Below are 26,551 nucleotides of genomic sequence, written 5' to 3'. Positions count from 1 at the left end.
CTCCTCATGTGGCTTTGAGAATTCACCGCCCTAACGGTCCCCTACCGCGTCAGCCGCTTGTGCGTCATGCGGTGCGGGGCCGCCGCCTCGGCGCCCAGGCGCCGCAGCTTGTCCTTCTCATATTCCTCGAAATTGCCTTCGAACCACTCGATATGCGCGTCGCCTTCGAAGGCCAGCATGTGCGTCGCCATACGGTCGAGGAACATGCGGTCGTGGCTGATGATGACGGCGCAGCCGGCATAGGCTTCGAGCGCGTCTTCCAGCGCTCCCAGCGTTTCGGTGTCGAGGTCGTTGGTCGGTTCGTCGAGCAGCAGGACATTGCCGCCGTTCTTCAGCATCTTGGCCAGGTGCACGCGGTTGCGCTGGCCGCCGGAGAGGTTGCCGACTTTCTGCTGCTGGTCGCCGCCGCGGAAGTTGAAGGACGAGCAATAGGCGCGGCTGTTGATCTCGTGCTTGCCGAGCTTGATGATTTCGGCGCCGCCGGAGATTTCTTCCCACACGGTCTTGTTCCCATCCAGTGCGTCGCGGCTCTGGTCGACATAGCCGAGCTTGACCGTCTCGCCGATGCGCACGGTGCCCGCATCCGGCTTTTCCTGGCCGGTGAAGGTCTTGAACAGCGTCGTCTTGCCGGCGCCGTTGGGGCCGATAACGCCGACGATGCCGCCCGGCGGCAGCCGGAACGACAGGTTCTCGATCAGAAGCTCGTCGCCAAAACCCTTGTTGAGGCCTTCGACCTCGATGACGACGTTGCCGAGGCGCTCGCTCGAGGGAATAACGATCTGTGTGTCGGTCGGCTTGCGGTTCTGCGACTGCTCGACCAGTTCCTCATAGGCCTTGATACGCGCCTTGGACTTGGTCTGGCGCGCCTTCGGCGAGGACTGGATCCATTCACGCTCGCGCCAGATCGACTTCTGACGAGCGTCGTCCTCGCGGCCTTCCTGGATCAGGCGCTTGGCCTTGGCGTCGAGATATCTGGTGTAATTGCCCTCATAGGGAATGCTGCGGCCACGGTCGAGCTCGAGGATCCAGCCGGTGACATTGTCGAGGAAGTAACGGTCGTGGGTGATGATCAGCACCGAGCCGGGATAGTCGCGCAGGTGCTTTTCCAGCCACGCCGTGGTCTCGGCGTCGAGATGGTTGGTCGGTTCGTCGAGCAGCAATAGGTCGGGCTGTTCCAGAAGCAACCGGCAGAGCGCCACGCGGCGACGCTCGCCGCCCGACAGGTTGGTCACTTCGGAATCGGCCGGCGGGCACTGCAGCGCGTCCATCGCCATCTCGACCTGCTGGTCGAGATCCCACAGGTTGAGCCGGTCCATCTCGTCCTGCAACTTGGCGGACTCGTCGGCCGTCTCGTCGGAATAGTTCATCATCAGCTCATTGTAGCGCTCGATGATGGCGGTCTTCCTGCCGACGCCGTCCATGACGTTTTCACGCACGGTCTTTGAGTTGTCGAGATGCGGCTCCTGCGCCAGGTAGCCGACGGTGGCACCCTCGGCCAGCCACGCCTCGCCCTGGAACTCCTTGTCGAGCCCGGCCATGATGCGCAGGATGGTCGACTTACCCGAGCCGTTGGGCCCGAGAATGCCGATCTTGGCGTCCGGATAGAAGGACAGGTGAACGTTATCGAGCACCTTCTTGGTGCCGTAGGCCTTCGACAGGCCGGACATGTGATAGATAAACTGGCGTGCCACGCGCGCTTTCCCTGAAAAACTGACTGGATTTGCCGATTTGAATGGAGATTGGCCGCTATGTAGGCGATGCGGCGGCGAACGGCAATCGCTTTTGCCAGATCAAGCCGAACACACGGACACGTGTGCACTGACCGCCGAAGTTTTCCGCCGGTCACCAGGCGCGTTGAAATCTCCGGTTAACCCTTCCGCGTCACAACAGGATCGGGGTGGAATCGCTGGCTGGCCGCGATTCCAGCAGAGAAAGCGGATCGACGGCAGTGCTGAACAGTTTCCTGCTCCTTGCCGAAGCGGTCGTCTACTTCAGCGTCATGGTGACGCTTTTTCGCTTCAGGAAGCGCATTGGCCTCGGCGTCTTCGTATGCGCGCTCGGCGTCATGCATTTCCTGGAGACCTATCTCGCCAGCGTCTTTTATGTCGCGCTGCCGTTCGGCTTGGTTTCGCCAGGCTCGGCGGTGCTGTTTTCGGGCAAGCTGGTGATGCTGCTCCTGCTCTACATCAAGGAGGACGCCGCCACCGTGCGCCAGCCCATTTATGGCCTGCTGCTCGGCAATGCGTTGATGATCGGGCTGGTGCTGCTCCTGCGCCTGCATGCCATCGCGCCGCTCCCCGACGGCAAGCTGCCCGATATCGGCTTCATCGACGAGATGGGCTGGCTGATGGTGTGGGGCACGACGCTCCTGTTCATCGACGCCATCCTGATCATCCTGCTCTATGAAAGACTTGGACGCACCCTGCGCAAGGCGCAGTTCGCGCGCATCCTGATCTGCGTCGCCTGCGTGCTGACCTTCGACCAGGCGGGCTTCTTCACCGCGCTGCATTTCGTCGCCGGCGCGCCGATTGCCGTCTTCTTCGGCGGCTGGTTCGCCAAGATGGCGGCGGCGCTTGCCTTCAGCGGCATGCTCGTGGCCTACCTCAGATGGTTCGAAGCTCGCGACATTGGGCTGCCGCGCGGGCTGACCGACATTTTCGAAACGCTGACCTATCGCGAGCGCTATGAAGCGCTGGTCGAGCATGTCGGCCGCGACGGCCTGACCGGCCTGCTGCATCGCGGCCGCTTCGACGCCGACGGTGAAGCCGCCGTCGAGGTCAGCCTGCGCACGGCGAGGCCCCTCAGCCTGCTGATCGTCGATGTCGACCATTTCAAGTCGATCAACGACCGTTTCGGCCATGCCGAAGGCGACAAGGTGCTGAAAGCGGTAGCAAGCCTGCTCCGCGAAGTGGCGAGCGCCGAAGACCAGGTGTTCCGCATCGGCGGCGAGGAGTTCGCCATCCTCAGTTCGCGCCCGCATCCGGTCGCCAGGCTGTTTGGCGAAAGCATCCGCTACGCCGTCAAGGCATCGCCCGTGGCCAGCCGTTTCGAGCTGACCGTCAGCGCCGGCGTTTCAACCGTCAGCGAAACGACGCGCTGTCTTGCCGATCTGTTCGCGCTTGCCGACCAGCGCCTCTACAAGGCGAAGTCCACCGGACGCGACCGCGTCGTCGGCGAGCCGGGCGGCCATGAGCCGGACGCCGCCATCGCCTGGACCAGGTCGGCGCAGTTCTGATCTAGAGCCAGGTGTGTCCTTACTGGAACCCGATCGCGTCGACGGTGCCTATCGGGCAACCGGCCTTGTTGGTCGGCACGGAAGCCAGCAGCAGGTCCTTAAGCGAAGCGTTCGGGCTGATCGGGCCGGCAAGGCCGAGCGTCAATTCGCCAATCAGCCGCCGGCCATTTGAGGGATCGATGACGCAGGACACCCGCACGCGATCCCCTGCCCCGGCACCGAAGGCCTGGTCGAAGGCGCCACGGATCTGGTCCGCCGTCAGCTTGCCGCCAATGGTCTTGACGAAGAGCTCGCGCACCGGCGAGGCGTTTACTTGTCGCATCAGGCCGAGCGCGTCGGAGAAGTATTCCTGCTGGCTCTTGCCGTAGCAGGTGCCGTGCTTGATCCATTCATGCCGTTCCAGCTGGGAGGCCGTGCCCGGCATCACCTGATCGAGCTCCTTGCGGGTGCCGGCGTCCAGATTGACCGGCGGCAGATCCTTCCAGTGAGCGGGATTGTCGTTGGCCTTGTCGCCGGCCGCCACCTGGCAATAGGAATTGCCGTTCGGCTGCGGCCACAGCCCATGCAAGGTGAAGTTGGTGGCGTCGAACTCATTCGGGTTCTGCGCCCTGCATTCGGTTTTACTCGACTTGGTCTCGCAGAAAGCCGGCTGCCAGCTCAGCGCGAAGACATATTCGGGTTTCCCCGATGGGGCGGCCTTGCCTTGTCCGCCAGGTGCCGCAGGCACCGTCGAGGCACTGCTGCCCGAGACATGGCCGCAAGTGACCTTCACCCAGCGGCGCTCCGGATCGGCGCCCGGCACCAGGATCAGATAATGCGTCGGCGCGTCCTTGTTGCCGGCCAGCAGCTGGTAGCTCTTTCCGGCATCGGTCGAGACGTTGCCGGGGTTCTTGCCGTTCTTGATGGCTTGCGTTGCCGGACAGGCCGCATCGGCAACGAAGGTGCCGCTCATCTTGACTTCGGCATGCGCAGCATTGGCCAGCGATACCGCCAGCATGGCCAATCCGAAAACGACACCAATGCGCATGAGAGATCCCCGGCTGAGAAGTGGGCGACAGACTGAAGCTGTCTCCATGTCAGAATTGCGATATTTTGCTGGTCGAACGCAAGAAACATCGTCGCTCAAAAGCATTTGGTGTGGATTGACGCGTAACCGGCGCCGGCGCAAGAAAAGCCAACAACGATAAAACGAGGGGGAGAGCGGGCGGCCATGCCTTTCAATCAGCAACGCATGGTCCACTCACCGACCGGCGCCGATCTCAATCTCTTCGTCAGGCAGGCTGAAGACAAACCGCGTGCGGTCGTCCAGATCAACCATGGCTTGGCCGAGCACGCCGCGCGCTATGCCCGCTTTGCCGATTTCCTCTCGATGCGCGGCTTCCACCTCTATGTCCATGACCATCGCGGTCACGGCGCGACCAAGGCGCCTGACGCACCGCTCGGCAAATTCGCCGACGAGGATGGCCCGGCCAAGGTGATCGCCGATGTCGACGCCATCCATGACCTCATCGCCAGCGAATGCCCAGGCCTGCCGGTCATCCTCTTCGGTCATTCGATGGGCGCGTCGGTGGCGCTGAACTACCTTTTGGAACACTCGCCGCGCATCCATGCCGCCGCGATCTGGAACGGCAATTTTTCGCAAGGGCGGCTTGGGCAGGTGGCGCTCGGCATATTGGCCTGGGAACGGATGCGGCTGGGCTCCGATGTCCCGTCCCGCCTGCTGCCGAAACTCACCTTTCAGGCCTGGGGCAAGGCGGTGCCCGATCACCGCACGCCGTTCGACTGGCTGTCGCGCGACGAGGCCGAGGTGGCGAAATACATCGCCGATCCGCTGTGCGGCTGGGATGCCTCCGTGTCGATGTGGCGCGACGTGGTCTCGATGGCGCTCAACGGCGGCAAGGATGCCGGCTTTGCCGGCGTCCGGCGCGACCTTCCCGTCGCCATCATCGGCGGCGAGAAAGACCCCGCCTCGGACTATGGCAAGGGCATCACCCACCTTGCCAATCGCATGCGCGGGATGGGCTTTTCGAATCTCGCTTCAAAGGTTTACGCCGACACCCGCCACGAAGGCCTGAACGAGGTGAACCGCGATATCATGATGAACGATTTCGCCACCTGGGCCGACAGCGTGCTGGAATCCTTTTCGAACCGGCCCGTTGGCCTATTGCAAGGGCCGTGACAGCCGATGCCGGGCTTGATAGAGGCTCTGCTTTCGCGGCAATCATGGTGATTGCGGCAATCACGGTGATTTATGGCCGAACCACCCCTGAAAGGCGTCCGCGTCGTCGAACTCGCCCGCATCCTCGCTGGGCCATGGGCCGGGCAATTGCTTGCCGATCTCGGCGCCGACGTCATCAAGGTCGAAAGTCCCGATGGCGGCGACGACACCCGCAAATGGGGCCCGCCCTTCGTCATGAGCCATGACGGCGAGAACCTGTCGGCCGCCTATTACCATTCCTGCAACCGCGGCAAGCGTTCCATCGCTATCGATTTCTCGACGCCGGAGGGCGCCGAGACCGTGCGCCGGCTGGTCGCCACGTCGGACGTGCTGATCGAGAATTTCAAGCTCGGCGGCCTGAAGAAATACCGGCTTGATTACGACAGCCTGCGCAAGATCAACCCGCGCCTCGTCTATTGCTCGATCACCGGCTTCGGCCAGGACGGGCCCTATGCGCCGCGCGCCGGCTACGACTTCATCATCCAGGCCATGGCCGGCATGATGTCGATCACCGGCGAGGTCGGCCGCGAGCCGCAAAAGGCCGGCGTCGCCATCTCGGACATCTTCACCGGGCTCTATTCCGTCATCGCCATACAGGCCGCGTTGCGGCATGCCGAACAAACCGGCGAGGGCCAGCATATCGACATGGCGCTGTTCGACACGCAGATCTCGGCGCTCGGCAACCAGAACCTCAACTATCTCGTCTCCGGCAAGTCGCCGGTGCAGATGGGCAATGCGCATATGAACATCGCGCCTTACGAGGTGGTGCCGGTCCGGGACGGCCACATCATCCTGGCGGTCGGCAATGACGGCCAGTTCGCCAAATTCTGTGCCGCCGTCGGGCTGGATGAATTGTCGACCAATCCCGACTTCGCCACAAATCCGGCCCGGGTCGCCAACCGGGTGAAGCTGCGCGAACGCATCGTCGAGGCGCTGAGCACGCTCGATCGCGCCCCGCTGCTGGCAAAGCTGGAAGCGGCAAGCGTGCCGGCCAGCCCGATCAACACGATCGGCCAGATGTTTGCTGATCCGCAGACGATCGCGCGCGGCATGCGGCTCGACCTCGACGACGGCCATGGCAATCTTCTGCCCTCGGTGCGCGCGCCGATGGTGATGTCGGGCACGCCGCTGGTCTATGAGCGCCCTTCGCCGCGCCTGGGCGAACACACCGACGAAATCCTTGCCGAACTGGAGAGATCAGCAAAATGAAGACCGGTGGACAACTGATCGTCGAAGCGCTGGAAGCGAACGGCACCGACCGCATCTTCTGCGTGCCCGGCGAATCCTATCTGGCGGTGCTCGACGCGCTGCACGATTCATCGATCCGCACCATCGTCTGCCGCCAGGAGGGGGGTGCCGCGATGATGGCCGACTGCCAGGGCCGGCTGACCGGCAAGCCCGGCATCTGCTTCGTCACCCGCGGCCCCGGCGCCACCAACGCCTCCGCCGGCATCCACATCGCCATGCAGGATTCGGTGCCGCTCATCCTGTTCATCGGCCAGGTGGCCAGCCACGCCAAGGAGCGCGAGGCGTTCCAGGAGGTGGACTACAAGAGGTTCTTCGGCGACATCGCCAAATGGGTGGTCGAGATCGACGACGCCTCGCGCATCCCCGAATTCGTCACCCGCGCCTTCGCGGTCGCGACATCGGGACGGCCTGGCCCGGTCGTCATCTCGCTGCCCGAAGACATGCTGACCAGCGAGGTCCAGGCTCCGGAAGCGCTTCCCCACAAGCCGGTCGAGACCTATCCCGGCGGGGCCGAACTCGATGCGCTGGAAATGCTGCTCAACGGCGCCAAGCTACCATTCGTCATCCTCGGCGGCACACGCTGGAATGAGGAAGCCGTCGCGCGCATGCGCACCATATCGGAGACATGGTCGCTTCCCGTCGGCTGCTCTTTCCGCCGCCAGATGCTCTTCGACCATCTTCACGCGAACTACGCCGGCGACGTTGGCATCGGCATCAACCCCAAGCTGGCGGCGCAGGTCAAGGCGGCCGATGTCGTGCTGTTGATCGGCGGGCGCATGGGGGAGATGCCCTCTTCCGACTACACGCTGCTGAAAAGCCCCTACCCCGACCAGGCGCTGGTGCATGTCCACGCCGACGCCGGCGAGCTCGGCCGCGTCTACCGGCCGACGCTGGCGATCAACGCCTCGCCCGCCGCCTTCGTCGAGGCCTTTGCCAAGCGCAAGCCGGCCGGCACACCATCCTGGACGGCCGAGACGGCGAAAGCGCATAGCGCCTATCTCGAATGGTCGACGCCGCCGCAGACGGGTCCGGGCGACGTGCAGATGGGCCCGATCATGAACTATCTGGAACAGGAGTTGCCGCACGACGCCATCTTCGCCAACGGCGCCGGCAACTACGCCACCTGGGTGCACCGCTTCCACCGCTTCCGCCGTTTCGGCACGCAGGCGGCGCCGACCTCCGGCTCGATGGGCTACGGCACCCCGGCTGCCGTCGCCGCCAAGGCGCTTTATCCGGATCGCACGGTGATCGCCTTTGCCGGCGACGGCTGCTTCCTGATGAATGGCCAGGAGTTCGCCACCGCCGTGCAATATGACCTGCCCATTGTCGTGATCGTCGTCAACAACGGCATTTACGGCACCATCCGCATGCATCAGGAACGCGAATATCCCGGCCGCGTCGTTGCCACCGATCTCAGGAATCCCGACTTCGCGTCGCTGGCACGCGCCTATGGCGGCCATGGCGAGACGGTCGAGAAGACGGCCGACTTCGCGCCGGCCTTCGAGCGAGCGCGGGCCAGCGGCAAGCCGGCCATCGTCGAAATCAGGCTCGACCCCGAAGCGATCACGCCAACCCGCACGATGACGCAGATCCGCGACAAGGCGTGATCCAAACAAAAAGGGGCGGTCGCCCGCCCCTTTTTTAAGCGGTTTCCGTTATTTCGCCGCCTCGATCTGGCCGCGGATCTCGCCGTCCTTGTTGGCGGCGGTATGGACATTGACATAATAATTGCCGGCCGCCAGGTCGGCGGCCTGCGCATCCGTCAGCGTTGCCGACCCCTTGATCGGGCTCTTGAGCTTGCCTTTGAACGGGATGACCGGAGCGGCATTCGCACCCATCGCCGCCGGGCCGTGAATATGCGCTGCCGTCGCCGGTCCGCTGAGGCCGGAATATTTGACGTTCCAGCTGAGTTTCTTCTTGGTGGTGTCGAAGGTGAGCGTGGCGGTGCCTTTGCCCTTGGTGGTGACGGGCGGGTTCTGCTGGCCGCCATCGAGCGTTGCCTTGTACTTCACCACCTCGGCCATTGCTGGCGAAGCGAGCAGGAAGGCGGTCGAAACGGCAAGAGCCGAAAACACCGGCAGGAAAGAATATGTGCGCATGAAAAACCTCCGATTGGCTGTCGCATGGGTCACGGTCCCCCGACGCGCGCATGCTTCAACGCAACGGCTGGAGCGCGCAATGTTTCCCCGCACACGTTTTTGTTACCAGGAAAAGCAAAGGGGACGATCGCTCGCCCCTTTGTAGTTTCCAAAGAGCAAGCTTCAGGCCGACGCCAGCGCCTGCGTCAGGTCCGCGATCAGATCGTCCGGATGCTCGACACCGATCGACAGCCTGACCGTGGTCTCCAGCACCCCGATGCGCTGGCGAACGTCGAATGGAATGCCGGAATGGGTCATGGCCGCCGGATGGCTGGCGAGCGACTCGGTGCCGCCGAGACTTACCGCCAGCTTGAAGATCTGGAGGGCGTTGAGAAATGCGAAAGCCGCCTTCTCTCCGCCTTTGATGTCGAAGGAGAATGTCGAGCCGGCGCCGCTGCATTGCCTCACATAGGCGCGCCCCGCCGGCGTATCCTCGCCCAGGAACGGCAGATAATGCACCTTCTCGACCTTGGCATGATCGCGCAGGAATTCGGCCACCAGGCGCGCATTGTCGTTGGCCCGCTCCATGCGGATCGACAGCGTCTCCAGCGAACGGCCGAGCATCCAGCAGGAATGCGGGTCGAGCTGCGTGCCGATCGCGCCGCGCAGCGCCTTGATCGGCTTGGTGACGGCCTTGCTGCCCATGGCCGCGCCCGCGATGAGGTCGGAATGGCCCCCGACATATTTGGTCAGCGAATAGACGGAGACATCGGCGCCGTGCTCGATCGGCCGCTGGAACACCGGGCCGAGCAGCGTGTTGTCGCAGACGATGATCGGTGTTGACCCTTGGCCCGCACCAATCTCATCAGCGATCGTCCGCATCAGCGCGATATCGACCAGGCTGTTGGTCGGGTTCGACGGCGTCTCGATCAGGATGACGGAAACGCGCCCCTTCGCCACCGCGGCATCGGCGGCTGCCCGAACCGCCTTCTCGTCGACACCGTCGGCGAAGCCGACAGCGCCGATGCCGAAGCCGGACAGCGTGCGCGTCAGCAGCGTCTCGGTGCCGCCATAGAGCGGCTGCGAATGCAGGATGACGTCGCCCGGACGGGCATAGGCCAGGAGTGTCGTTGCGATCGCCGACATGCCGGACGAAAACAGGATGCAGGCGTCCGTGCCCTCATAGATCGCCAGCCGGTCCTCGACGATCTCGCTGTTGGGATGGTTGAAGCGCGAATAGACGAGACCCGATGCCGTGCCGCTCGGCGGTTCCTTGCGGCCGGACGTGTAGTCGAAGAAGTCGCGCCCCTCTTCCGCCGATTTGAACACGAAGGTCGAGGTCAGGAACACTGGCGGCTTGACCGCGCCTTCCGAAAGCTGCGGATCGAAGCCATAGCTCAGCATCAGCGTCTCCGGATGGAGCTTGTGGTTGCCGATATGGGTTTTCGACGGGCGTGGCGCGGTCATGGCTTTTCCTGCTTTTTTGAGAGATATCCCGCCGCAATTTATGCGATCTAGATCGGCCAGTCCTTGCTATTTTCGGCCGTACATGGCTGCTTGCCGGCAAGAAATTGCCCCGAGTGATAAAAAATGCAGCAGAAGATAGCCGACGATTTTGACCTCAGGATTCTGCGCGAACTGCGTGATGACGCCCGCATCACCAACAACGAGCTCGCCGAGCGCATCGGCCTGTCGCCGTCACCTTGTCTCAGGCGCGTGCGGCGGCTGGAGGAGACGGGTGTGATCAAGGGTTACACCACGCTGGTCGATCCCGCCGCCTTCGGCTGGAGCATGGTCGCCATCGCCACAATCCGGCTCAGCCGGCAGAACGAGGACGAGATCGTCATGTTCGAGGACGCGATCCGCGGCTGGGAAGAGGTGCTGGAGTGCCACCTCGTCACCGGTTCGCGCGACTATGTGCTGAAAGTGGTGACCGGAAGCCTCGAACAATACGAGCGCTTCATCAAGGAGAAGATCGCACGACTGAAATGCGTCGCCTCGATCGAGACCAGCTTCGTCATGAACACCATAAAGGAACGGCGCCTCTGACATCTGGCCAGGGGCGCCGCTCCATCTTGTCGTTTGAGCATGATCTTTTCGGGATCACGCTCCGGTAGGGTTACTTGATCGCCTTGTCGGTGATCGCGGTGGTGTAGGCGCCTTTCGGCTCCTTGGTGATGATCTTCTGGTCGAGCAGCGCCTTGGCGGTGCGCTCATAGGTCGCCGGATCGAGCTTGCCGTCGGCATTGTCGATCAGCTTGGCGACTTCGCTCATCATGCGTTTCTGGTGGTTCTCGTCCTGGCCGCCGCCATCCATGACGATGCCTGCCGCTTCGTCATTGTTGTCGACGGCGTATTTCCAGCCCTTCATCGAGGCGCGCACGAAACGCACCATCTTGTCGGCGAAGGCCGGATCCTTGAGCTTGTCTTCCGACGCATAGAGCCCGTCCTCGAGCAGGTCGTTGCCCATCGCCGAGTAGTTGAACACGGTGAGCTGTTCCGGCTTGTAGCCGGCGTCGATCAGCTGCCAGTACTCGTTGTAGGTCATGACCGAGATGCAATCGGCCTGCTTCTGGATCAGCGGCTGCACGTCAAAGCTCTGCTTGAGCACGGTGACACCGTCCTTGCCGCCATCGGTCTTGAGGCCAAGCTTGTTCATCCAGGCGTAGAACGGATATTCGTTGCCGAAGAACCAGACGCCCAGCGTATGCCCCTTGAAATCGGCTTCGGTCTTGATCGGGCCGTCCTTCGGGCAGACCAGTTCCATGCCGGCCTTCTTGAACGGCTGGGCGATGTTGACCAGCGGCACGCCCTTTTCGCGCGCGGCGAGCGCGCCGCCCATCCAGTCGACGATGACATCGGCGCCGCCACCGGCGATCACCTGCTCGGGGGCGATGTCGGGACCGCCGGGCTTGATGTCGACGTCGAGGCCTTCTGCTTCATAGAAACCCTTGGCCTTGGCGACATAGTAGCCGGCAAACTGGGCCTGCGTGACCCATTTCAGCTGCAACGTCACCTTGTCGGCGGCCATTGCCTGGAAGGCGGCGAGCGACATCGCGCCGGCCAGAACTGGAATGACAAGTCTTTTCATGTTTTTACCCTCTGAAGTTAGCACCCTTAAACCCACCGCCCCTATCCACCACGGACAGAGGGATGCCAAAACGTGACGGCTCTTTCGACAAGAGCGACCACGCCATAAAAGACCGAACCCGCAAGTGCTGCAACTGCGATTTCGGCCCAGACCATGTCGATGTTCATCCGCCCGACCTCGGTCGAGATGCGGAAGCCCATGCCGACGACGGGCGTGCCGAAGAACTCGGCGACGATGGCGCCGATCAGCGCCAGCGTCGAGTTGATCTTCAGCGCGTTGAAGATGAAGGGGGCGGCGGCCGGCAGCCTGAGCTTGATCAGCGTCGGCCAGTAGCCCGATGCATAGGTGCGCATCAGGTCGCGCTCCATATGGCCTGATGCGGCGAGCCCGGCGACCGTGTTCACCAGCATCGGGAAGAACGTCATGATGATGACGACCGCCGCCTTGGACTGCCAGTCGAAGCCGAACCACATGACCATGATGGGCGCCACGCCGATGATCGGCAGCGCCGAGACCATGTTGCCGATCGGCAAAAGCCCACGCCGCAGGAAAGGCACGCGGTCGGCGAGGATGGCGGTGATGAAGCCGGCGCCGCTGCCGACGACATAGCCGAAGATCACCGCCTTGAAGATGGTCTGCCGCACATCGGCGCCGAGCACCGGCAGCGAACCGGCAATGCGCGCGCCGATGGCGCTTGGCGGCGGCAACAGGATGAAGGGAATGCCGGCGCCGCGCGTCACCGCTTCCCAGATGATCAGGATCCAGGCTCCGAAGATGGCGGGGATGATCAGGCGCAGCGCGTTGCGGGCCGAGCCCGCCATCGGGCGAAGCCCCGACAGCACCGCCACGCAGCGCCAGCCAAGCAGCCAGGCGGCCGTGAGCAGCAGGAAGTACGGCGCCAATGCCGTGCCTTCGAACCCCGCAATGCCCGAGATCAGCAGCCAGGCAACGAGATGGGCGCAGACAAACAGCACGCCGGCCTCCGCAACCGATGGAATCCTGACCATCGAGACCAGCGCCGCCACGATCACCAGGCCGAGCATCAAGCCCTTGGTTCCGAGATAGGGATAGTTGATGCTGGCGGTCGGGTCCGCGAGCGCTGCCGCTTCCGGCTTTGACATCGCGCCGAGCGCGATTGCGATCACGCACAGCACGATCGCCAGCACGGCTTGCCAGGAGGGTTTCAGCCAGTTCATGCCGGCCTCCCGCCCATGGCGCGATCGACGATGCGCCCGGCCATGCCGACCACCATGACCAGCAGTGCCGCCACGATGGAACCCGCGACCAGAGCCGACCAGATGTCGATGGACTGGCTGTAATAGGCACCGGCAAGCAGCTTGGCACCGATGCCGGCGACCGCACCGGTCGGCAGTTCGCCGACGATAGCACCGACCAGGCTCGCGGCCACCGCCACCTTCATAGAGGTGAACAGGAACGGTACCGAGGCCGGCACGCGCAGCTTCCAGAAGGTCTGCGAGGGGCTGGCATTGTAGGTGTGCATCAGGTCGAGATGCATGATTTCCGGCGAGCGCAGCCCCTTCACCATGCCAACCGTCACCGGGAAGAACGACAGATAGGTCGAGATCATCGCCTTCGGGATCAGCCCGGTGACGCCGATCGCCGCCAACACCACAATGATCATCGGCGCCACCGCCAGGATCGGAATCGTCTGCGAGGCGATGATCCACGGCATCAGGCTGCGGTCGAGCGTCGCCACATGCACGATGCCGACGGCGATGATGATGCCGAGCGCCGTGCCGAAGGCAAAGCCGAGCAGCGTCGACGACAGCGTCACCCAGGCATTGTAGACGAGGCTGCGGCTAGAGGTGATGGGCCGCAGAAATGTGTTCTCGAAGAAGTTCACCGCCACCTGATGCGGCGCCGGCAGCGTCGGCTTCGGCTGCGCCAGTGTCTTGCCGATGAATTCGACGGTGCCGGGCGTTTCGTTGGCCCGGGTGTCGAGATCGCGCTGGAACGGCGCGTTGAGGATGACGGCGAAGACGTACCAGAGCACGACCACGCCGGCGAGGATCGAGGTCACGGGGACGAGCTTGTCGCGGAAGCTATCCATCTAGCGCTTCGCCTCAATCATCATAGCTGTGCCCTGCCCTCAAACCATCGCGCACGCGCGCGGCGATCGCCAGGAACTCGGGCGTCTCGCGGATATCGAGCGGCCGCTCTTTCGGCAGCGTCGATTGGATGATGTCGCTGACGCGGCCAGGTCGCGGCGACATGACGACGATGCGCGTCGACAGATACACGGCTTCCGGAATCGAGTGGGTGACGAAGCAGATGGTCTTGTTGGTGCGTGCCCACAGCTGCAGCAATTGCTCGTTGAGGTGGTCGCGAACGATCTCGTCCAGCGCGCCGAACGGTTCGTCCATCAACAGCAGATCGGCATCGAAGGCCAGCGCTCGCGCGATCGAGGCGCGCTGCTGCATGCCGCCGGAAAGCTGCCAGGGGTACTTCTTCTCGAAGCCCGAGAGGTTGACGAGATCGAGCGTGCGCTTGATGCGCTCCACCTGCTCGGCCTTCGACAGGCCCATGATCTCCAGCGGCAGGGCGACATTGCGCTCGATGGTGCGCCACGGAAACAGCGCGGCGGCCTGGAAGACATAGCCATAGGCGCGTTTCTCGCGTGCCTGCTCCGCGGTCATGCCGTTGACCGAGATCGTGCCCGAGGTCGGCTTCTCCAGATCGGCGATGACGCGCAGCAGCGTGGTCTTGCCGCAGCCGGACGGCCCGATGAAGGAGACGAACTCCCCCTTGCCGATCGTCAGGTCGACATTGGACAGCGCCTGGACGGGGCCGTCATTGGTCTGGAAGGTGAGGCCAAGCTTGCTTGCCGCGACGACGGCTGGCGAAATCCCTGTCATCGGCCGCTGCCTGCCTGTTCCCGCCAAAGGGGCGCCGGCCGGAATCCGATTGCTTTTATCGCGATGTTGTTTTCCACTCGCCCTGTCCCATTTGCCCTGTTCCACGCAAATCGACGCCCGGAGTTCCCCGATGTCGCCCAAACCCACTTGTCATCTTATCCGCCCTGAAAGCACTTATGAAGGCAAGCAGGGATTGACCTATTTCGCCGGCATCGCCACGGAGTCGGTCGGCTCCTCCGGCATCTGCATGCACGTACTCACCATGCCGCCCGGCGCCCGCGCCAAGGCGCATCTGCACGAGAACCATGAAACGGCGATCTACGTGCTCTCCGGCGAGGTCCATACCTGGTATGGCGACCGGCTCGAGCACCACATCGTCGTCAAGGCCGGCGACCTCTTCTACATTCCGGCCGGCGTGCCGCATCTGCCGGCCAATCTGAGCAACGCTCCGTCCTCCGCCGTCATTGCGCGCACCGACCCCAACGAACAGGAGAGCGTCGTCCTGCTGCCGGAACTGGATGCGCTGGTCGCCTGAGGTCGACGGGATCGCCGTCATTTGCACCGCGAGACTTCCCCCATCACATTGCCGTCCGCATCGGCGATCGTCAGCTTCTTGCCGTTCTTGGCACTGCGCTTGATGGTGAAATTGGTCGGCGCCTGTCCCTCTTCGCCTTCCGCCTCACATGTCGCCGTGACCACCAGCGATCCGTCAGCCTGCGCTTGCGTCTTCGTGAACGTGCAGGCGCTGGCGGCGGTAATCAATTCCTTGTCGGTCAAAAGCAGCATCTGATCGGCGGCGACTTCCTGGCCGTTGCGGTTGATGCAGCCATATTTGTCGCCATAGGGTTTCGACAGATCAATGCTTGCCGCGGAAGCCTGTCCCGCCGCCAGCACAAGCGTCATCGCAACAGACAAACCGAAACCGCGCATGCTCATCCCCCAACTCCCAATGCTCACAACATCACGAACATGATTGCAGCGGCCCCAGTTCCTCAAGGCCGGGAATGGTGACGAAGAAACCATCCGCACCCTTGTTGGTGACCACAACTGTTTCGCTAGTCGTTCCCGCCTCGCCTTCGGCGGAACAGGTAGCGCGCAGCGATTGCGGACCCGGCATTGGGGTCAATTGCTGCTCGAACCGGCAACCGCTGCCATAGGTCTCGATGCCTTCCGCAGTCAGCAGGATGTAGGCATCACTGTTCTGATAACCGGCCTTGATGCCGGCACAGCCGACATCATTGCCCCAGGAGCCTGCCAGCACGCCAGCCGCGGTCGCCGGGCCACCGGCAACTGCCGCCAAGACCATCGAGATGAGCGCGGCCGAACGCGCCAAGCCTAAACTCCCGTCGCCGGGATGCCTGTGCGCTCCACCTTGCGCGGCGCGGTGATCTCTTTCCACGTCGACAGCGCCCGGTTGACCGCGGCGTTCGGCTCGCGGCCGACGAATTGGCCGTGGCCGAGCTTTGCCTTCACCTCGGCCTCCTCAATCGACAATTCGCCGCGCGAGAACACGAAGCGCGGCAGGCCGGTCACCTCGACGCCTTCGAAGACGTTGTAGTCGATCACCGACTGCTGGTTCTTCGAGGTGATGGTTTTCTTGCGCTTCGGATCCCAGACGATGATGTCGGCGTCGGCGCCTTCGACGATAGCGCCCTTCTTCGGATACATGTTGAGGATCTTGGCGATGTTGGTCGAGGTCACCGCGACGAACTCGTTCATCGTCAGCCGCCCGGTGTTGACGCCCTTGGTCCACAGCACGGGCAGACGGTCCTCGAGGCCGCCTGTGCCGTTGGGGATCTTGGTGAAATCGCCGACGCCGAAGCGCTTCTGCTTGGTGGTGAAGGCGCAGTGGTCGGTCGCCACCACCTGCAGCGACCCAGCCTGCAGGCCGGCCCACAGCGAATCCTGGTGCAATTTGCTGCGGAAGGGCGGGCTCATCACGCGGCGCGCCGCATGGTCCCAGTCCTTGTTGAAATACTCCGTCTCGTCCAGCGTCAGATGCTGGACCAGCGGTTCGCCGAACACCCGCATGCCTTTCTGCCGCGCCCGCCGAATGGCCTCATGCGCCTGCTCGCAGGAGACATGCACGACATAGAGCGGCACGCCGGCCATGTCAGCAATCATGATGGCGCGATTGGTCGCCTCGCCCTCCACTTCGGGCGGTCGCGAATAGGCGTGACCTTCCGGACCGTTGTTGCCCGCGGCCAGCAGCTTCTGCGACAGGGCCGCGACCACGTCGCCATTCTCGGCATGCACCAGCGGCAGCGCGCCAAGGTCGGCGCAGCGCTGGAACGACGCATACATCTCGTCGTCATCCACCATCAGCGCGCCCTTGTAGGCCATGAAGTGCTTGAACGAGGTGATGCCTTTGTCGACGACGGTCGCCATCTCGTCGAACACCTGCTTGCCCCACCAGGTGATGGCCATGTGGAAGGAATAGTCGCAGGCAGCCTTGGAGGTCTTGTTGTCCCACATCTGCAGGGCCTCCAGCAGCGACTGCTGCGGCGCCGGCAGGCAGAAATCGACCACCATCGTCGTGCCGCCGGCAAGGGCGGCCCGCGTGCCGGATTCGAAATCGTCGGCCGAATAGGTGCCCATGAACGGCATTTCGAGATGCGTGTGCGGGTCGATGCCGCCCGGCATGACATAGCAACCGGTGGCGTCATACTCATGGTCGCCATGCAGGTCCGAACCGATGGCGACGATCTTGCCGTGGCTGAACAGCACGTCGGCCTTCCAGCTGCGGTCGGCGGTGACGACGGTGCCGTTCTTGATGACTTTGGTCATTGTCTTGTTCCCTTGTTCTCTTCGCGCTTCTTTGCGAGCGTCGTTTGGAATCTAGATGGCTAAGTTCACTCCACGATGACGGCGGTCTCCACCACCGCGTGGAACAGCACGTCGGCGCCGGCGCCTGCCCATTCCTTGGTGATCTCCTCGGCTTCGTTGTGGCTCAACCCATCGACACAAGGACACATAACCATTGCGGTCGGCGCGACGCGGTTGATCCAGCAGGCGTCGTGGCCGGCGCCCGAGACGATGTTGCGGTGCGTATAGCCAAGCCGGTCGGCGGCGTCGCGGATGGCCTTGACGCAGCCGGCATCAAAGGTGACGGGATCGAAATGGCCGACTTGCTCAACCTTGTACTGGATGTCGAGCGCCTCGCAGATCGTGTCGATGCCTTCGCGGACGCGCGCATCCATGGCGTCGAGCACTTCCTTCTCGGGCGAGCGGATGTCTATGGTGAAGACGGTGCGGCCGGCGATGATGTTGCGCGAATTGGGATAGGCTTCCATATGGCCAACCGCCCCGACGGCGTCGGGCTGGTAGTCCATGGCGATCTCGTGCACCAGCTCGATCACGCGGGCCATGCCGAGCCCGGCATTGCGGCGCTTGGGCATCGGCGTCGAGCCGGTATGGGCTTCCTTGCCGGTCAGCGTCACCTGCAGCCATTTCAGGCCCTGGCCATGGGTGACGACGCCGATGTCGATGTCCTCGTCCTCGAGGATCGGCCCCTGCTCGATATGCAGTTCGAAGAAGGCGTGGATCTTGCGATCGCCGACCTTCTCGGTGCCCTTCCAGCCGATGCGCTCCAGCTCCTCGCCGAATTTCTTGCCGTTCTTGTCCGTGTGCCCATAGACGTCGGCCTGGTCGAGCACACCGGCGAACACGCCCGACGCCATCATCGCCGGTGCGAAGCGCGCGCCTTCCTCGTTGGTCCAGTTGGTGACGACGATCGGATGTTTGGTCTTGATGCCGAGATCGTTGAGCGAGCGCACGATCTCCAGGCCGCCAAGCACGCCGAGCACGCCATCATATTTGCCGCCGGTCGGCTGCGTATCGAGATGGCTGCCGACGTAAACCGGTGGCAGGCTGGGGTCGGTGCCTTCGCGGCGGGCAAACATCGTGCCCATCTCGTCGACACCCATTTCGAGCCCGGCGGCATCGCACCAGCGCTTGAACAGATGCCGGCCCTCGCCGTCCTCGTCGGTCACGGTCTGGCGATTGTTGCCGCCGGCAATGCCGGGGCCGATCTTCGCCATCTCCATTATCGAATCCCACAAACGGTCTGAATTGATTCGCAGATTCTCGCCGGGTGCGGCCATTCAAAGTCCTTCCATTTCAAGATCTGGGCGGGTGGCGGTTCCCATCGCCACCCGCCCAGGTAAAAGCAAGTTTAGTCGATCGACCTCAGCACTTCACGCACATGGTCGATCAGTTCGTTGATCTGGCCCTTGGTGATGATCAGCGGCGGCGACAGCGCGATGATGTCGCCGGTGGTGCGGATCAGCGCGCCGCGCTCGAACGCCTTGACGAAGGCCGAGAAGGCACGCTTGGTCGGGCTGCCGGCGATCGGCGCCAGCTCGATCGCGCCGATCAGGCCGATGTTCCTGATGTCGATGACATGCGGCTCGCCCTTCAGCGAGTGCAGCGCGTCTTCCCAATAGGGCGCCAGTTCTTCACCACGGGTGAGCAGGCCCTCTTCCTTGTAGGTGTCGAGCGTACCCAGGGCCGCGGCGCAGGCAATCGGATTGCCCGAATAGGTGTAGCCGTGGAAGAACTCGATCATGTGCTCGGGGCCGGTCATGAAGGCGTCGTGGATTTCCTTCTTCACGAACACCGCGCCCATCGGGATGACGCCGTTGGAGACGCCCTTGGCGGTGGTCATGATGTCGGGCGTGACGCCGAAATAGTCGGCCGCGAACGGCGCGCCGAGACGGCCGAAACCGGTGATGACCTCGTCGAAGATCAAAAGGATGCCGTGCTTGGTGCAGATTTCGCGCAGCTTCTGCAGATAGCCCTTGGGCGGCAGGATGACGCCGGTGGAGCCGGCGACCGGCTCGACGATGACGGCGGCGATGGTCGAGGCGTCATGCAGGGCAACGATGCGCTCCAGTTCGTTGGCGAGCTCCGCGCCATATTCCGGCACGCCCTTCGAGAAGGCGTTCTTTTCCGGCAGATGCGTGTGCGGCATGTGGTCGACGCCGCCGAGCAGCGTGCCGAACATCTTGCGGTTGGAGACGATCCCGCCGACCGAGATGCCGCCGAAATTGACGCCGTGATAGCCGCGCTCGCGGCCGATGAGACGGGTACGCGCGCCCTCGCCCTTCATGCGGTGATAGGCAATCGCCATCTTCAGCGCCGTTTCGACCGATTCCGAACCGGAATTGGTGAAGAAGACATGGTCCATGCCCTTGGGCGCGATGTCGGCCAGGCGGTTGGCCAGCTCGAACACGATCGGATGACCCATCTGGAAGGCTGGCGCGTAATCGAGTTCGGCGGCCTGGTGCTGGATCGCCTCGGTGATCTTCGGCCGGCAGTGGCCAGCATTGACGCACCACAGACCGGCGGTGCCGTCGAGCACCTTGCGGCCATCGCTGGTCGTGTAATGCATGTCCTTGGCGGACACGAACATGCGTGGCGCCTGCTTGAACTGCCGGTTTGCCGTGAACGGCATCCAGAATGCACTGAGATCGTTCGGCGTGACTTTCAGCCGGTTGGACATGACCAAGACTTCCCCTTGTAACCTGTTTCGGTGCGTCCAACGCTTGGTCCTTGCGCCATTTTCATGCTACGCAAATTTTTGACCGATTGGACAAACGTTAGCACCGCCCTGTCGGCGGTCAAGGGATTACTAGCGGAAATGCGGCTCCTGAAGTGCGTTCCACAGCCTAGGGAAAAACTGGTCCAGAGAATTGGTCCAGATGACCTTGAATGCGAGATTTGGCAACATGAGGGTTCGCAACGGTGAACACCGGCACGGAAGCCCCTCGCCGCACGCGCATCCAGCAGGAAAAGCGCGAACTCATCCTGGAGGCCGCGCTCGAAGTGTTCTCCACCCATGGCTTCCGCGGCTCGACCATCGACCAGATCGCCGAAGCGGCCGGCATGTCGAAGCCCAACCTGCTCTATTACTTCCGCCGCAAGGAGGACATTCACGAGACGTTGATGCAGCGCCTGCTGGATACCTGGCTGGCGCCGCTGCGCGAGCTCGACGACATCGGCGATCCGATGACCGAACTCAGGAGCTACATAAGGCGCAAGCTCGAAATGGCGCGCGATTTCCCGCGCGAGAGCCGGCTGTTCGCCAACGAAATCCTGCAAGGCGCGCCGCGCATCATGCCGCTGCTGGCGGGCGAGTTGAAAACGCTGGTCGATGAGAAAGCCGCCGTCATCAAGGGTTGGATGCGCGCCGGCAAGATCGCGAAGACCGATCCCTGGCACCTGATCTTCTCGATCTGGGCAACGACGCAGCACTACGCCGATTTCGACGTCCAGGTGCGCGCCGTGCTCGGGCCGAACCGTGGCGGCGACGGCCGCTTCGAGGACGCGGCAAGGTTCCTGGAGCAGTTGTTTCTTGAGGGGCTGAAGCCGAAGGGCTGACCCCGCCACGACGGCTCAGGCGCTACGCCGCTCGGCGGGGAGCGCGTCCAGCAAGGACTGCAGCTTGACGATCGAGTTCTGCTCGGCGAGCGGCGTGTAGACGATCAGCCTCATGTCAGAACCATCGTCGATCGACAGGCTCATGTGCTCGAATGTCATCGCACCCGCAATGGGGTGCCGCACATGCTTCACACCCGTCAGTCTTCGCGCCACGTCCCGCAGAGGCCACCAGTCACGGAACTCGGGGCTCGAGCGCATCATCAGCGCGATCAGCCGGTCGAAATCGGGATCACCGACATATTTGGCGCTTTCCGCGCGAAACGACGCGAGCACCACGCGGGCGAGTTCTTCCCAGTCGACCAGCAGACGGCGGTGGTGCGGGCTGGTGAACACCATGTGGACGATGTTGCGAGCGTCACCCTCCAGCAGGCCGTAGTCGCCGAACACCGCGACGGCCGCACTGTTCCAGGCGAGTACGTCCCAGCGCCGACCAACGACGTAGGCGGGTTGCAGGACAAGGCTTTGCAACATGTGCAGCAAGGGACCATCGGCCTTCTCCGGCGCGGCGACGCGGCGCTCCGGCTGCTGACGCCCGGCAAGGATGAACAGGTGCCGCTTCTCGACGGCATCGAGGCGCAGCGCACCGCTAAGCGCCGTCAGCACCTCCACCGAAGGCCGCACGTCCCTGCCCTGTTCCAACCAAGTGTACCAGGTGGTGCCGACACCGGCGATCATCGCCACCTCTTCGCGGCGCAAGCCTGGCGTGCGGCGCCTGAGACCAGTCGAGATGCCGGTCGCCGAGGGTGTCAGCCTTTCGCGGCGCGAGCGCAGGAAAGCCCCAAGCTCGCGCCGGCGGCTGTCTTCAGCGGAATGAGACGGAGCATCCATGACGCGTACTATAGCAGTATTGATACCAGGATAAAGTTTGAACTGTTTGAGATCGGCCAGACGTCCCATCTTGCCTTCAGAGCAGCAGACAGGAGGCTCTGGACATGGACCTGAAAGACAAGACAATCCTCATCACCGGCTCGACCGACGGCGTCGGCCGCGTCGTCGCGCAAAGGCTGGGTGCCGACGGCGCCCGGGTGCTGGTGCATGGCCGCGATGCGGCGCGCGGCAAGGCAACGGTCGCCGAGATCGAATCGGCCGGCGGCAAGGCCGAGTTCCTCGCCGCCGACCTTGCTTCGCTGGCCGAAATTCGCCACCTCGCCGAGGCGGTACGTGCCCGAACGAACCGGCTCGATATCCTCATCAACAATGCCGGCATCGGCACGGCAGGCGCCAAGCGGCAGGTCAGCGCCGATGGCTACGAATTGCGTTTCGCCGTCAACTATCTTGCCGGCTTCCTGTTGACCTCGGAGCTTCTGCCGCTGCTGAAGGCCAGCGCCCCGGCGCGCATCGTTAACGTCGCCTCGGCCGGCCAGCAGGCGATCGATTTCGGCGACGTGATGCTCACCCACGGCTATAGCGGCGTACGCGCCTATTGCCAGAGCAAGCTGGCGCAAATCCTGTTCACCGTCGATCTGGCGGAACAACTGAAAGGCACCGGCGTCACCGTCAACGCGCTGCATCCGGCGAGCTACATGAACACCACCATGGTCAGGCAGGCCGGCGTAACGCCATGGAGTTCGGTCGAGACCGGCGCCGAAGCCATCGTCAACCTTGCCGCCTCACCCGCGCTCGCAGGCCGCAGCGGCCTCTATTTCGACGGACTGCGCGAAGCCCGCGCCGATGCCCAGGCTTACGACGCCAGGGCACGGCAACAATTGCGAAAGCTGAGCCTCGACCTTATCGGCCCGGCCTCCTCAAAATCGAAGGACCTGAATTCATGAGCGACAGAACGGAACACACAGTCATTATCGGCGGCTCGTCCGGCATCGGCCTGGCGACCGCGCGAAAACTGCTCGGCCCGGGCATGAAGGTGACGATCACAGGGCGCAACCAGGACAAGCTTATCAGCGCCTGGAAGAGCCTCGGCGGCGCCGCCGACAAGGCTGCGTTCGATGCGTCGAAACCGCATGAGGTCCACCAGTTCTTCGAGCGCCTCGGCCCGTTCGACCACCTCGTCCTGGCGGCCAGCGGCGGCAAGGGCCTTGGCCCGTTCGAGACGCTTGACCTTGCCGATATCGGCAGCGGCGTCGAAGAGAAGGTGCGGCCGCAACTGTCCTGCCTGCAGGCGGCATTGCCGACGCTTAACAGATCTGGATCGGTGACCTTCATATCTGCGGTGTCGGCTCAGGCCACAATGCCCGGCATCGCGGGTATCGGCGCGATAAACGGCATGCTCTTGACCGTGGCGCCGATCCTGGCGGTCGAGCTGAAGCCCTTGCGCGTCAACGTCGTGGCGCCCGGCGTCATCGACACGCCGTGGTGGGATTTTCTGGCCGACGACCAGCGGCAGGCGGTCTTTGCTGAATATGCCGGCAAGACGCCGGTCGGCCGCATCGGCCGCGCCGAGGATGTCGCCTCGGCGATAGCCTTCCTCGTCTCCAACGGCTTCATGACCGGCCAGGTGCTGACCTGCGATGGTGGGTTGCGGTTCGCGGCCTGACTCCTGCCCCTAAAGCGACTGAGCGATCAACGTCAGGAAACCGCCGCCCAGCGCGACATTGCCGACGAAGCCGTTGATGCGCGCCGCGCGGTCCGGGCCTTGGTGGTCCCAGAAATTGTGGAACATCGGCGTGGCGGCAATCAGGAACAGCACCAGCACCGCGCAGGCGGTTGCCGTCCACAGGCCGGCCATCACCAGGAGACCGGCGATGATCTGGAGCACAATGCCGGCCCACAGCGCCAATCGCGCTTGCGGCACGCCGCGCGCCGCCATCAGCCCGGTCAGGAAGACCGCGTTCTGGATGTTGCGCAGGCCGGCGAAGACGAAGGCGCCGCCAAGCAGCAGGCGGCCCAGAAACAACAAGGTCGATGGCAAATCGGCAGGCATAAAACACTCCCTTTGAAAACAATGGGGAGCGCCGTCTCCTCGACGGCGCTCCAATAGCGATAAGATTAGGCGGCCTTGGCGGCCGGCATCGGATGAATGGCCTGGAACGGGACGCAGAGCCGATTCCAGGTGTTGATCATGCCGAGCGCCACCGACAGCTTGACCAACTCCTCTTCCGAGAAATGCTCAAGCGTGCGGGCATAGAGCTCATCCGACACACCATTGTTGGCGATCAGGGTCACCGCCTCGGTCCAGGCGAAAGCGGCGCGCTCGCGTTCGGAAAACAGCGGCGATTCCTTCCAGGCCGCGACGAGATAGAGCCGCTGCTCGGTTTCGCCGTCGCGCCGCGCCTCGCGGCTGTGCATTTCGACGCAGAAGGAACAGCCATTGATCTGCGAGGCCCTGAGCTTGATCAGATGCAACAGGCTGACCTCCAGCCCGCATTCGTCGACCGCCTTGTTCAGCGCCGACACCGCTTTCATGATCTCCGGCGCCTTGGCGAAGAATTGCATCCTCTGTTTCATCTAATGTCCTTTCACATCTGCTTTTGAGGGGTTGAACTGGATTTCTGCGGCCGCTGGTGGCGCGCCACGAAAGCGCAGCTGGCGGCAAAGGATCGCGGATCGCCTTCTGCCGCGTAATCCGCCACGATGTCGGACAGCTTCAATTCAGCAAGCGCTGCCCGATAGGCGCGCTCGGCCTTGAGCATCGCGGCATTGATGCCGCAGGGTTTGACATAGGCCGAGGCATCGATCTTGACCGGACCGTTGCGGCGGATCTCACCGCAGCGGAATGCCGGTTCGCGCCCTTCTATGGCCAGCACGATATCGAGCAGAGTGATGCGTTCGGCCGCCCGCGCCAGCCGATAGCCACCCGCCGGCCCCGGCACCGATTCCAGGATGCTCGCGGCGGTCAGCATGTTGAGATGCTTTAGCAGATAGCTCGCCGACAGGCCGAAACACTCAGCGAGAGCAGCGCCCGGCATGGTGCTGTTGCCCTCGACGCTCGCCAGCGTGGCGGTGCAGTGGATGGCCGCCTCAACGCCCTCGCCCAGCTTCATGATGCCGATCTCCCTTTCGTGGATATCTTTTATCGTGGATATTTCTTATCTGCAATAGGAAAGTGAAAAACGACGCCCGAAGGCGCCGCTTTTTTGTTGAATGCCGCCCCTACTCCGCGGCCACCTTGGCCATCGGGTTGTTCGGATGCGTCGTCCAGTTGGCGTAGATCGGCGACACCGGCTTGCCGGTGCGCTGGTCCATGACGCCGGCGGCCAGCGGCTCCATGGTGATGCAGTTCTCGACGGGGCAGACATTGACGCACAGATTGCAGCCGACGCATTCGGCCTCGATCACCTCGAAATGCCTCACGCCATCGACCATGCTGGTGATCGCCTGGTGCGAAGTGTCCTCGCAGGCGATGTGGCAGCGGCCGCATTTGATGCAGGCGTCCTGGTCGATATGCGCCTTGGCGACATAGTTGAGGTTGAGATACTGCCAGTCGGTGACGTTGGGCGTGGCGCGGCCGATAATGTCGTCGAGCGAGCGGTGGCCCTTCTCGTCCATCCAGTTTTCGAGACCCGCGATCATCTCCTGCACGATCTTGAAGCCGTAGGTCATCGCCGCCGTGCACACCTGCACATTGCCTGCGCCGAGCGCCAGGAATTCGGCCGCGTCGCGCCAGGTGGTGATGCCGCCAATGCCCGAGATCGGCAGGCCGTGTGTCTCCGGATCACGCGCGATTTCGGCCACCATGTTCATGGCGATCGGCTTCACCGCTGGGCCGCAATAGCCGCCATGCGAGCCTTTGCCGTCGATGGTCGGCATCGGCGCGAAGCTGTCGAGGTCGACACCGGTGATCGAATTGATGGTGTTGATCAGCGACACCGCGTCGGTGCCGCCGGCATGCGCCGCACGCGCGGGCTTGCGGATATCGGTGATGTTGGGCGTCAGCTTGGTGATGACGGGCATGCGCGTATACTGCTTGCACCAGCGCACCACCATTTCGATATATTCCGGCACCTGGCCGACGGCGGCACCCATGCCGCGTTCCGACATGCCGTGCGGGCAGCCGAAATTGAGCTCGATGCCGTCGGCGCCGGTCTCCTCGACCAGCGGCAGGATGGCTTTCCAGCTTGCCTCTTCGCAAGGCACCATGATCGAAGCGATCAGCGCCCGATCGGGCCAGTCCATCTTGACCTGCTTCATCTCGCGCAGATTGGTCTGAAGGTCACGATCAGTGATCAGCTCGATGTTGTTGAGGCCGAGCAGGCGCCGGTCGGCGCCCCATATCGCGCCATATCGCGGGCCGTTGACGTTGACGACCGGCGGGCCTTCCTCGCCCAGCGTCTTCCACACCACGCCGCCCCAGCCTGCCTTGAAGGCGCGGATGACATTGTAGGCCTTGTCGGTCGGCGGCGCCGAGGCCAGCCAGAACGGATTTGGCGATTTGATGCCGACGAAATTGTTGCGGAGGTCTGCCATGAC

The 26,551-nt window shown here is 63.3% G+C and carries 27 protein-coding genes; 9 read left to right on the top strand and 18 right to left on the bottom strand.

Annotation, left to right across the window (positions count from 1 at the left end):
• Nucleotides 1-41: 41 nt before the first annotated feature.
• Nucleotides 42-1,691 carry an energy-dependent translational throttle protein EttA gene (ettA, locus tag D3242_RS04455; protein ID WP_064983772.1) on the bottom strand — a complete coding sequence of 550 codons (1,650 nt, stop codon included), beginning with the start codon at nt 1,689-1,691 and terminating at the stop codon, nt 42-44.
• Between the two features lie 257 nt (nt 1,692-1,948).
• Between ettA and D3242_RS04450 the strand changes: the two genes are divergently transcribed.
• Entirely contained in the window at nt 1,949-3,235 is a 1,287-nt protein-coding gene (locus D3242_RS04450) for a GGDEF domain-containing protein (RefSeq protein WP_081296101.1), read from the top strand.
• Nucleotides 3,236-3,254: 19 nt separating this feature from the next.
• Here the strand turns inward: D3242_RS04450 and D3242_RS04445 are convergent, their stop codons facing one another.
• Nucleotides 3,255-4,262 (bottom strand): ribonuclease T2 family protein, encoded by a 1,008-nt coding sequence (locus D3242_RS04445; protein ID WP_064983770.1) that lies wholly within the window; start codon nt 4,260-4,262, stop codon nt 3,255-3,257.
• Nucleotides 4,263-4,445: 183 nt separating this feature from the next.
• Here D3242_RS04445 and D3242_RS04440 point away from each other — a divergent pair, with 183 nt between their 5' ends.
• The 3 genes from D3242_RS04440 (at nt 4,446) to D3242_RS04430 (ending at nt 8,308) form a co-directional block, all read left to right on the top strand.
• Nucleotides 4,446-5,414, top strand: coding sequence for an alpha/beta fold hydrolase (locus D3242_RS04440; protein ID WP_064983768.1), 969 nt, complete (start codon nt 4,446-4,448; stop codon nt 5,412-5,414).
• A gap of 72 nt (nt 5,415-5,486) precedes the next feature.
• Nucleotides 5,487-6,662 (top strand): CaiB/BaiF CoA transferase family protein, encoded by a 1,176-nt coding sequence (locus D3242_RS04435; protein ID WP_064983767.1) that lies wholly within the window; start codon nt 5,487-5,489, stop codon nt 6,660-6,662.
• Nucleotides 6,659-8,308, top strand: coding sequence for a thiamine pyrophosphate-binding protein (locus tag D3242_RS04430; RefSeq protein ID WP_064983765.1), 1,650 nt, complete (start codon nt 6,659-6,661; stop codon nt 8,306-8,308). The genes D3242_RS04435 and D3242_RS04430 overlap by 4 nt, the downstream gene beginning before the upstream one ends.
• Before the next feature lie 48 nt (nt 8,309-8,356).
• On the opposite strand, the gene D3242_RS04425 is transcribed toward D3242_RS04430, so the two are convergent.
• Together D3242_RS04425 and D3242_RS04420 are read right to left on the bottom strand one after the other, a co-directional pair.
• On the bottom strand, nt 8,357-8,800 hold the full coding sequence (locus D3242_RS04425; RefSeq protein WP_064983763.1) for a CHRD domain-containing protein: 444 nt from the start codon (nt 8,798-8,800) through the stop codon (nt 8,357-8,359).
• 162 nt (nt 8,801-8,962) lie between these two features.
• On the bottom strand, nt 8,963-10,246 hold the full coding sequence (locus D3242_RS04420) for a cystathionine gamma-synthase family protein (protein ID WP_019859150.1): 1,284 nt from the start codon (nt 10,244-10,246) through the stop codon (nt 8,963-8,965).
• A gap of 123 nt (nt 10,247-10,369) precedes the next feature.
• Between D3242_RS04420 and D3242_RS04415 the strand changes: the two genes are divergently transcribed.
• Nucleotides 10,370-10,828 (top strand): Lrp/AsnC family transcriptional regulator, encoded by a 459-nt coding sequence (locus D3242_RS04415; protein WP_019859151.1) that lies wholly within the window; start codon nt 10,370-10,372, stop codon nt 10,826-10,828.
• A gap of 70 nt (nt 10,829-10,898) precedes the next feature.
• Here the strand turns inward: D3242_RS04415 and D3242_RS04410 are convergent, their stop codons facing one another.
• The 4 genes from D3242_RS04410 to D3242_RS04395 are packed head-to-tail and all read right to left on the bottom strand — an operon-like array spanning nt 10,899 to nt 14,746.
• Nucleotides 10,899-11,870: an ABC transporter substrate-binding protein gene (locus D3242_RS04410; RefSeq protein WP_019859152.1), complete on the bottom strand. Its 972-nt coding sequence runs from the start codon at nt 11,868-11,870 to the stop codon at nt 10,899-10,901.
• Between the two features lie 41 nt (nt 11,871-11,911).
• Nucleotides 11,912-13,066, bottom strand: coding sequence for an ABC transporter permease (locus tag D3242_RS04405; protein WP_019859153.1), 1,155 nt, complete (start codon nt 13,064-13,066; stop codon nt 11,912-11,914).
• Nucleotides 13,063-13,941: an ABC transporter permease gene (locus D3242_RS04400; protein ID WP_019859155.1), complete on the bottom strand. Its 879-nt coding sequence runs from the start codon at nt 13,939-13,941 to the stop codon at nt 13,063-13,065. Before D3242_RS04400 ends, D3242_RS04405 begins: the two co-directional genes overlap by 4 nt.
• 13 nt (nt 13,942-13,954) lie before the next feature.
• On the bottom strand, nt 13,955-14,746 hold the full coding sequence (locus D3242_RS04395; RefSeq protein ID WP_019859157.1) for an ABC transporter ATP-binding protein: 792 nt from the start codon (nt 14,744-14,746) through the stop codon (nt 13,955-13,957).
• A 130-nt stretch (nt 14,747-14,876) separates the two neighbouring features.
• On the opposite strand from D3242_RS04395, the gene D3242_RS04390 reads away from it, so the two are divergent.
• Complete coding sequence (locus tag D3242_RS04390) at nt 14,877-15,281, top strand: cupin domain-containing protein (protein WP_015317160.1); 405 nt, start codon at nt 14,877-14,879, stop codon at nt 15,279-15,281.
• Between the two features lie 17 nt (nt 15,282-15,298).
• Here D3242_RS04390 and D3242_RS04385 read toward each other — a convergent pair whose 3' ends face one another.
• The 5 genes from D3242_RS04385 to aptA all read right to left on the bottom strand — a co-directional run bounded on the left by D3242_RS04385 (nt 15,299) and on the right by aptA (nt 20,249).
• Nucleotides 15,299-15,682, bottom strand: coding sequence for a hypothetical protein (locus D3242_RS04385; RefSeq protein ID WP_223217715.1), 384 nt, complete (start codon nt 15,680-15,682; stop codon nt 15,299-15,301).
• Nucleotides 15,683-15,707: 25 nt separating this feature from the next.
• On the bottom strand, nt 15,708-16,079 hold the full coding sequence (locus D3242_RS04380) for a hypothetical protein (RefSeq protein WP_019859159.1): 372 nt from the start codon (nt 16,077-16,079) through the stop codon (nt 15,708-15,710).
• A gap of 2 nt (nt 16,080-16,081) precedes the next feature.
• The gene (gene hydA, locus D3242_RS04375; RefSeq protein ID WP_064983761.1) at nt 16,082-17,533 is read right to left on the bottom strand and encodes a dihydropyrimidinase; all 1,452 of its coding nucleotides are present in this window, start codon (nt 17,531-17,533) and stop codon (nt 16,082-16,084) included.
• 65 nt (nt 17,534-17,598) lie between these two features.
• Complete coding sequence (locus D3242_RS04370; RefSeq protein WP_019859161.1) at nt 17,599-18,849, bottom strand: Zn-dependent hydrolase; 1,251 nt, start codon at nt 18,847-18,849, stop codon at nt 17,599-17,601.
• A 71-nt stretch (nt 18,850-18,920) separates the two neighbouring features.
• A complete protein-coding gene (gene aptA / locus D3242_RS04365) occupies nt 18,921-20,249 on the bottom strand; it encodes an omega-aminotransferase AptA (protein ID WP_064983760.1) in 1,329 nt (442 codons plus the stop codon).
• Nucleotides 20,250-20,491: 242 nt separating this feature from the next.
• Between aptA and D3242_RS04360 the strand changes: the two genes are divergently transcribed.
• Nucleotides 20,492-21,127 (top strand): TetR family transcriptional regulator C-terminal domain-containing protein, encoded by a 636-nt coding sequence (locus D3242_RS04360; RefSeq protein ID WP_019859163.1) that lies wholly within the window; start codon nt 20,492-20,494, stop codon nt 21,125-21,127.
• A 15-nt stretch (nt 21,128-21,142) separates the two neighbouring features.
• Here D3242_RS04360 and D3242_RS04355 read toward each other — a convergent pair whose 3' ends face one another.
• Complete coding sequence (locus tag D3242_RS04355) at nt 21,143-22,015, bottom strand: helix-turn-helix transcriptional regulator (protein ID WP_064983758.1); 873 nt, start codon at nt 22,013-22,015, stop codon at nt 21,143-21,145.
• A 104-nt stretch (nt 22,016-22,119) separates the two neighbouring features.
• Here D3242_RS04355 and D3242_RS04350 point away from each other — a divergent pair, with 104 nt between their 5' ends.
• On the top strand, nt 22,120-22,959 hold the full coding sequence (locus D3242_RS04350) for an SDR family oxidoreductase (RefSeq protein WP_064983756.1): 840 nt from the start codon (nt 22,120-22,122) through the stop codon (nt 22,957-22,959).
• Nucleotides 22,956-23,678, top strand: a complete 723-nt coding sequence (locus D3242_RS04345; protein WP_064983755.1) for an SDR family oxidoreductase — start codon at nt 22,956-22,958, stop codon at nt 23,676-23,678. The genes D3242_RS04350 and D3242_RS04345 overlap by 4 nt, the downstream gene beginning before the upstream one ends.
• 9 nt (nt 23,679-23,687) lie before the next feature.
• On the opposite strand, the gene D3242_RS04340 is transcribed toward D3242_RS04345, so the two are convergent.
• From D3242_RS04340 to preA, 4 genes are all read right to left on the bottom strand, one after another.
• Entirely contained in the window at nt 23,688-24,065 is a 378-nt protein-coding gene (locus D3242_RS04340) for a DoxX family protein (protein WP_027047033.1), read from the bottom strand.
• 65 nt (nt 24,066-24,130) lie between these two features.
• Nucleotides 24,131-24,589 (bottom strand): carboxymuconolactone decarboxylase family protein, encoded by a 459-nt coding sequence (locus D3242_RS04335; RefSeq protein WP_019859170.1) that lies wholly within the window; start codon nt 24,587-24,589, stop codon nt 24,131-24,133.
• Nucleotides 24,590-24,600: 11 nt separating this feature from the next.
• The gene (locus D3242_RS04330; RefSeq protein WP_064983753.1) at nt 24,601-25,125 is read right to left on the bottom strand and encodes an RrF2 family transcriptional regulator; all 525 of its coding nucleotides are present in this window, start codon (nt 25,123-25,125) and stop codon (nt 24,601-24,603) included.
• A 109-nt stretch (nt 25,126-25,234) separates the two neighbouring features.
• Nucleotides 25,235-26,548, bottom strand: coding sequence for an NAD-dependent dihydropyrimidine dehydrogenase subunit PreA (preA, locus tag D3242_RS04325; RefSeq protein ID WP_019859171.1), 1,314 nt, complete (start codon nt 26,546-26,548; stop codon nt 25,235-25,237).
• Nucleotides 26,549-26,551: the final 3 nt, after the last annotated feature.

It is taken from the genome of Mesorhizobium jarvisii, assembly GCF_003601985.1.
Taxonomy (GTDB): Bacteria; Pseudomonadota; Alphaproteobacteria; order Rhizobiales; family Rhizobiaceae; genus Mesorhizobium; species Mesorhizobium jarvisii.
Note: the sequence above shows the minus strand (reverse complement) of the source record. Positions and strands in the feature narration are given on the sequence as shown.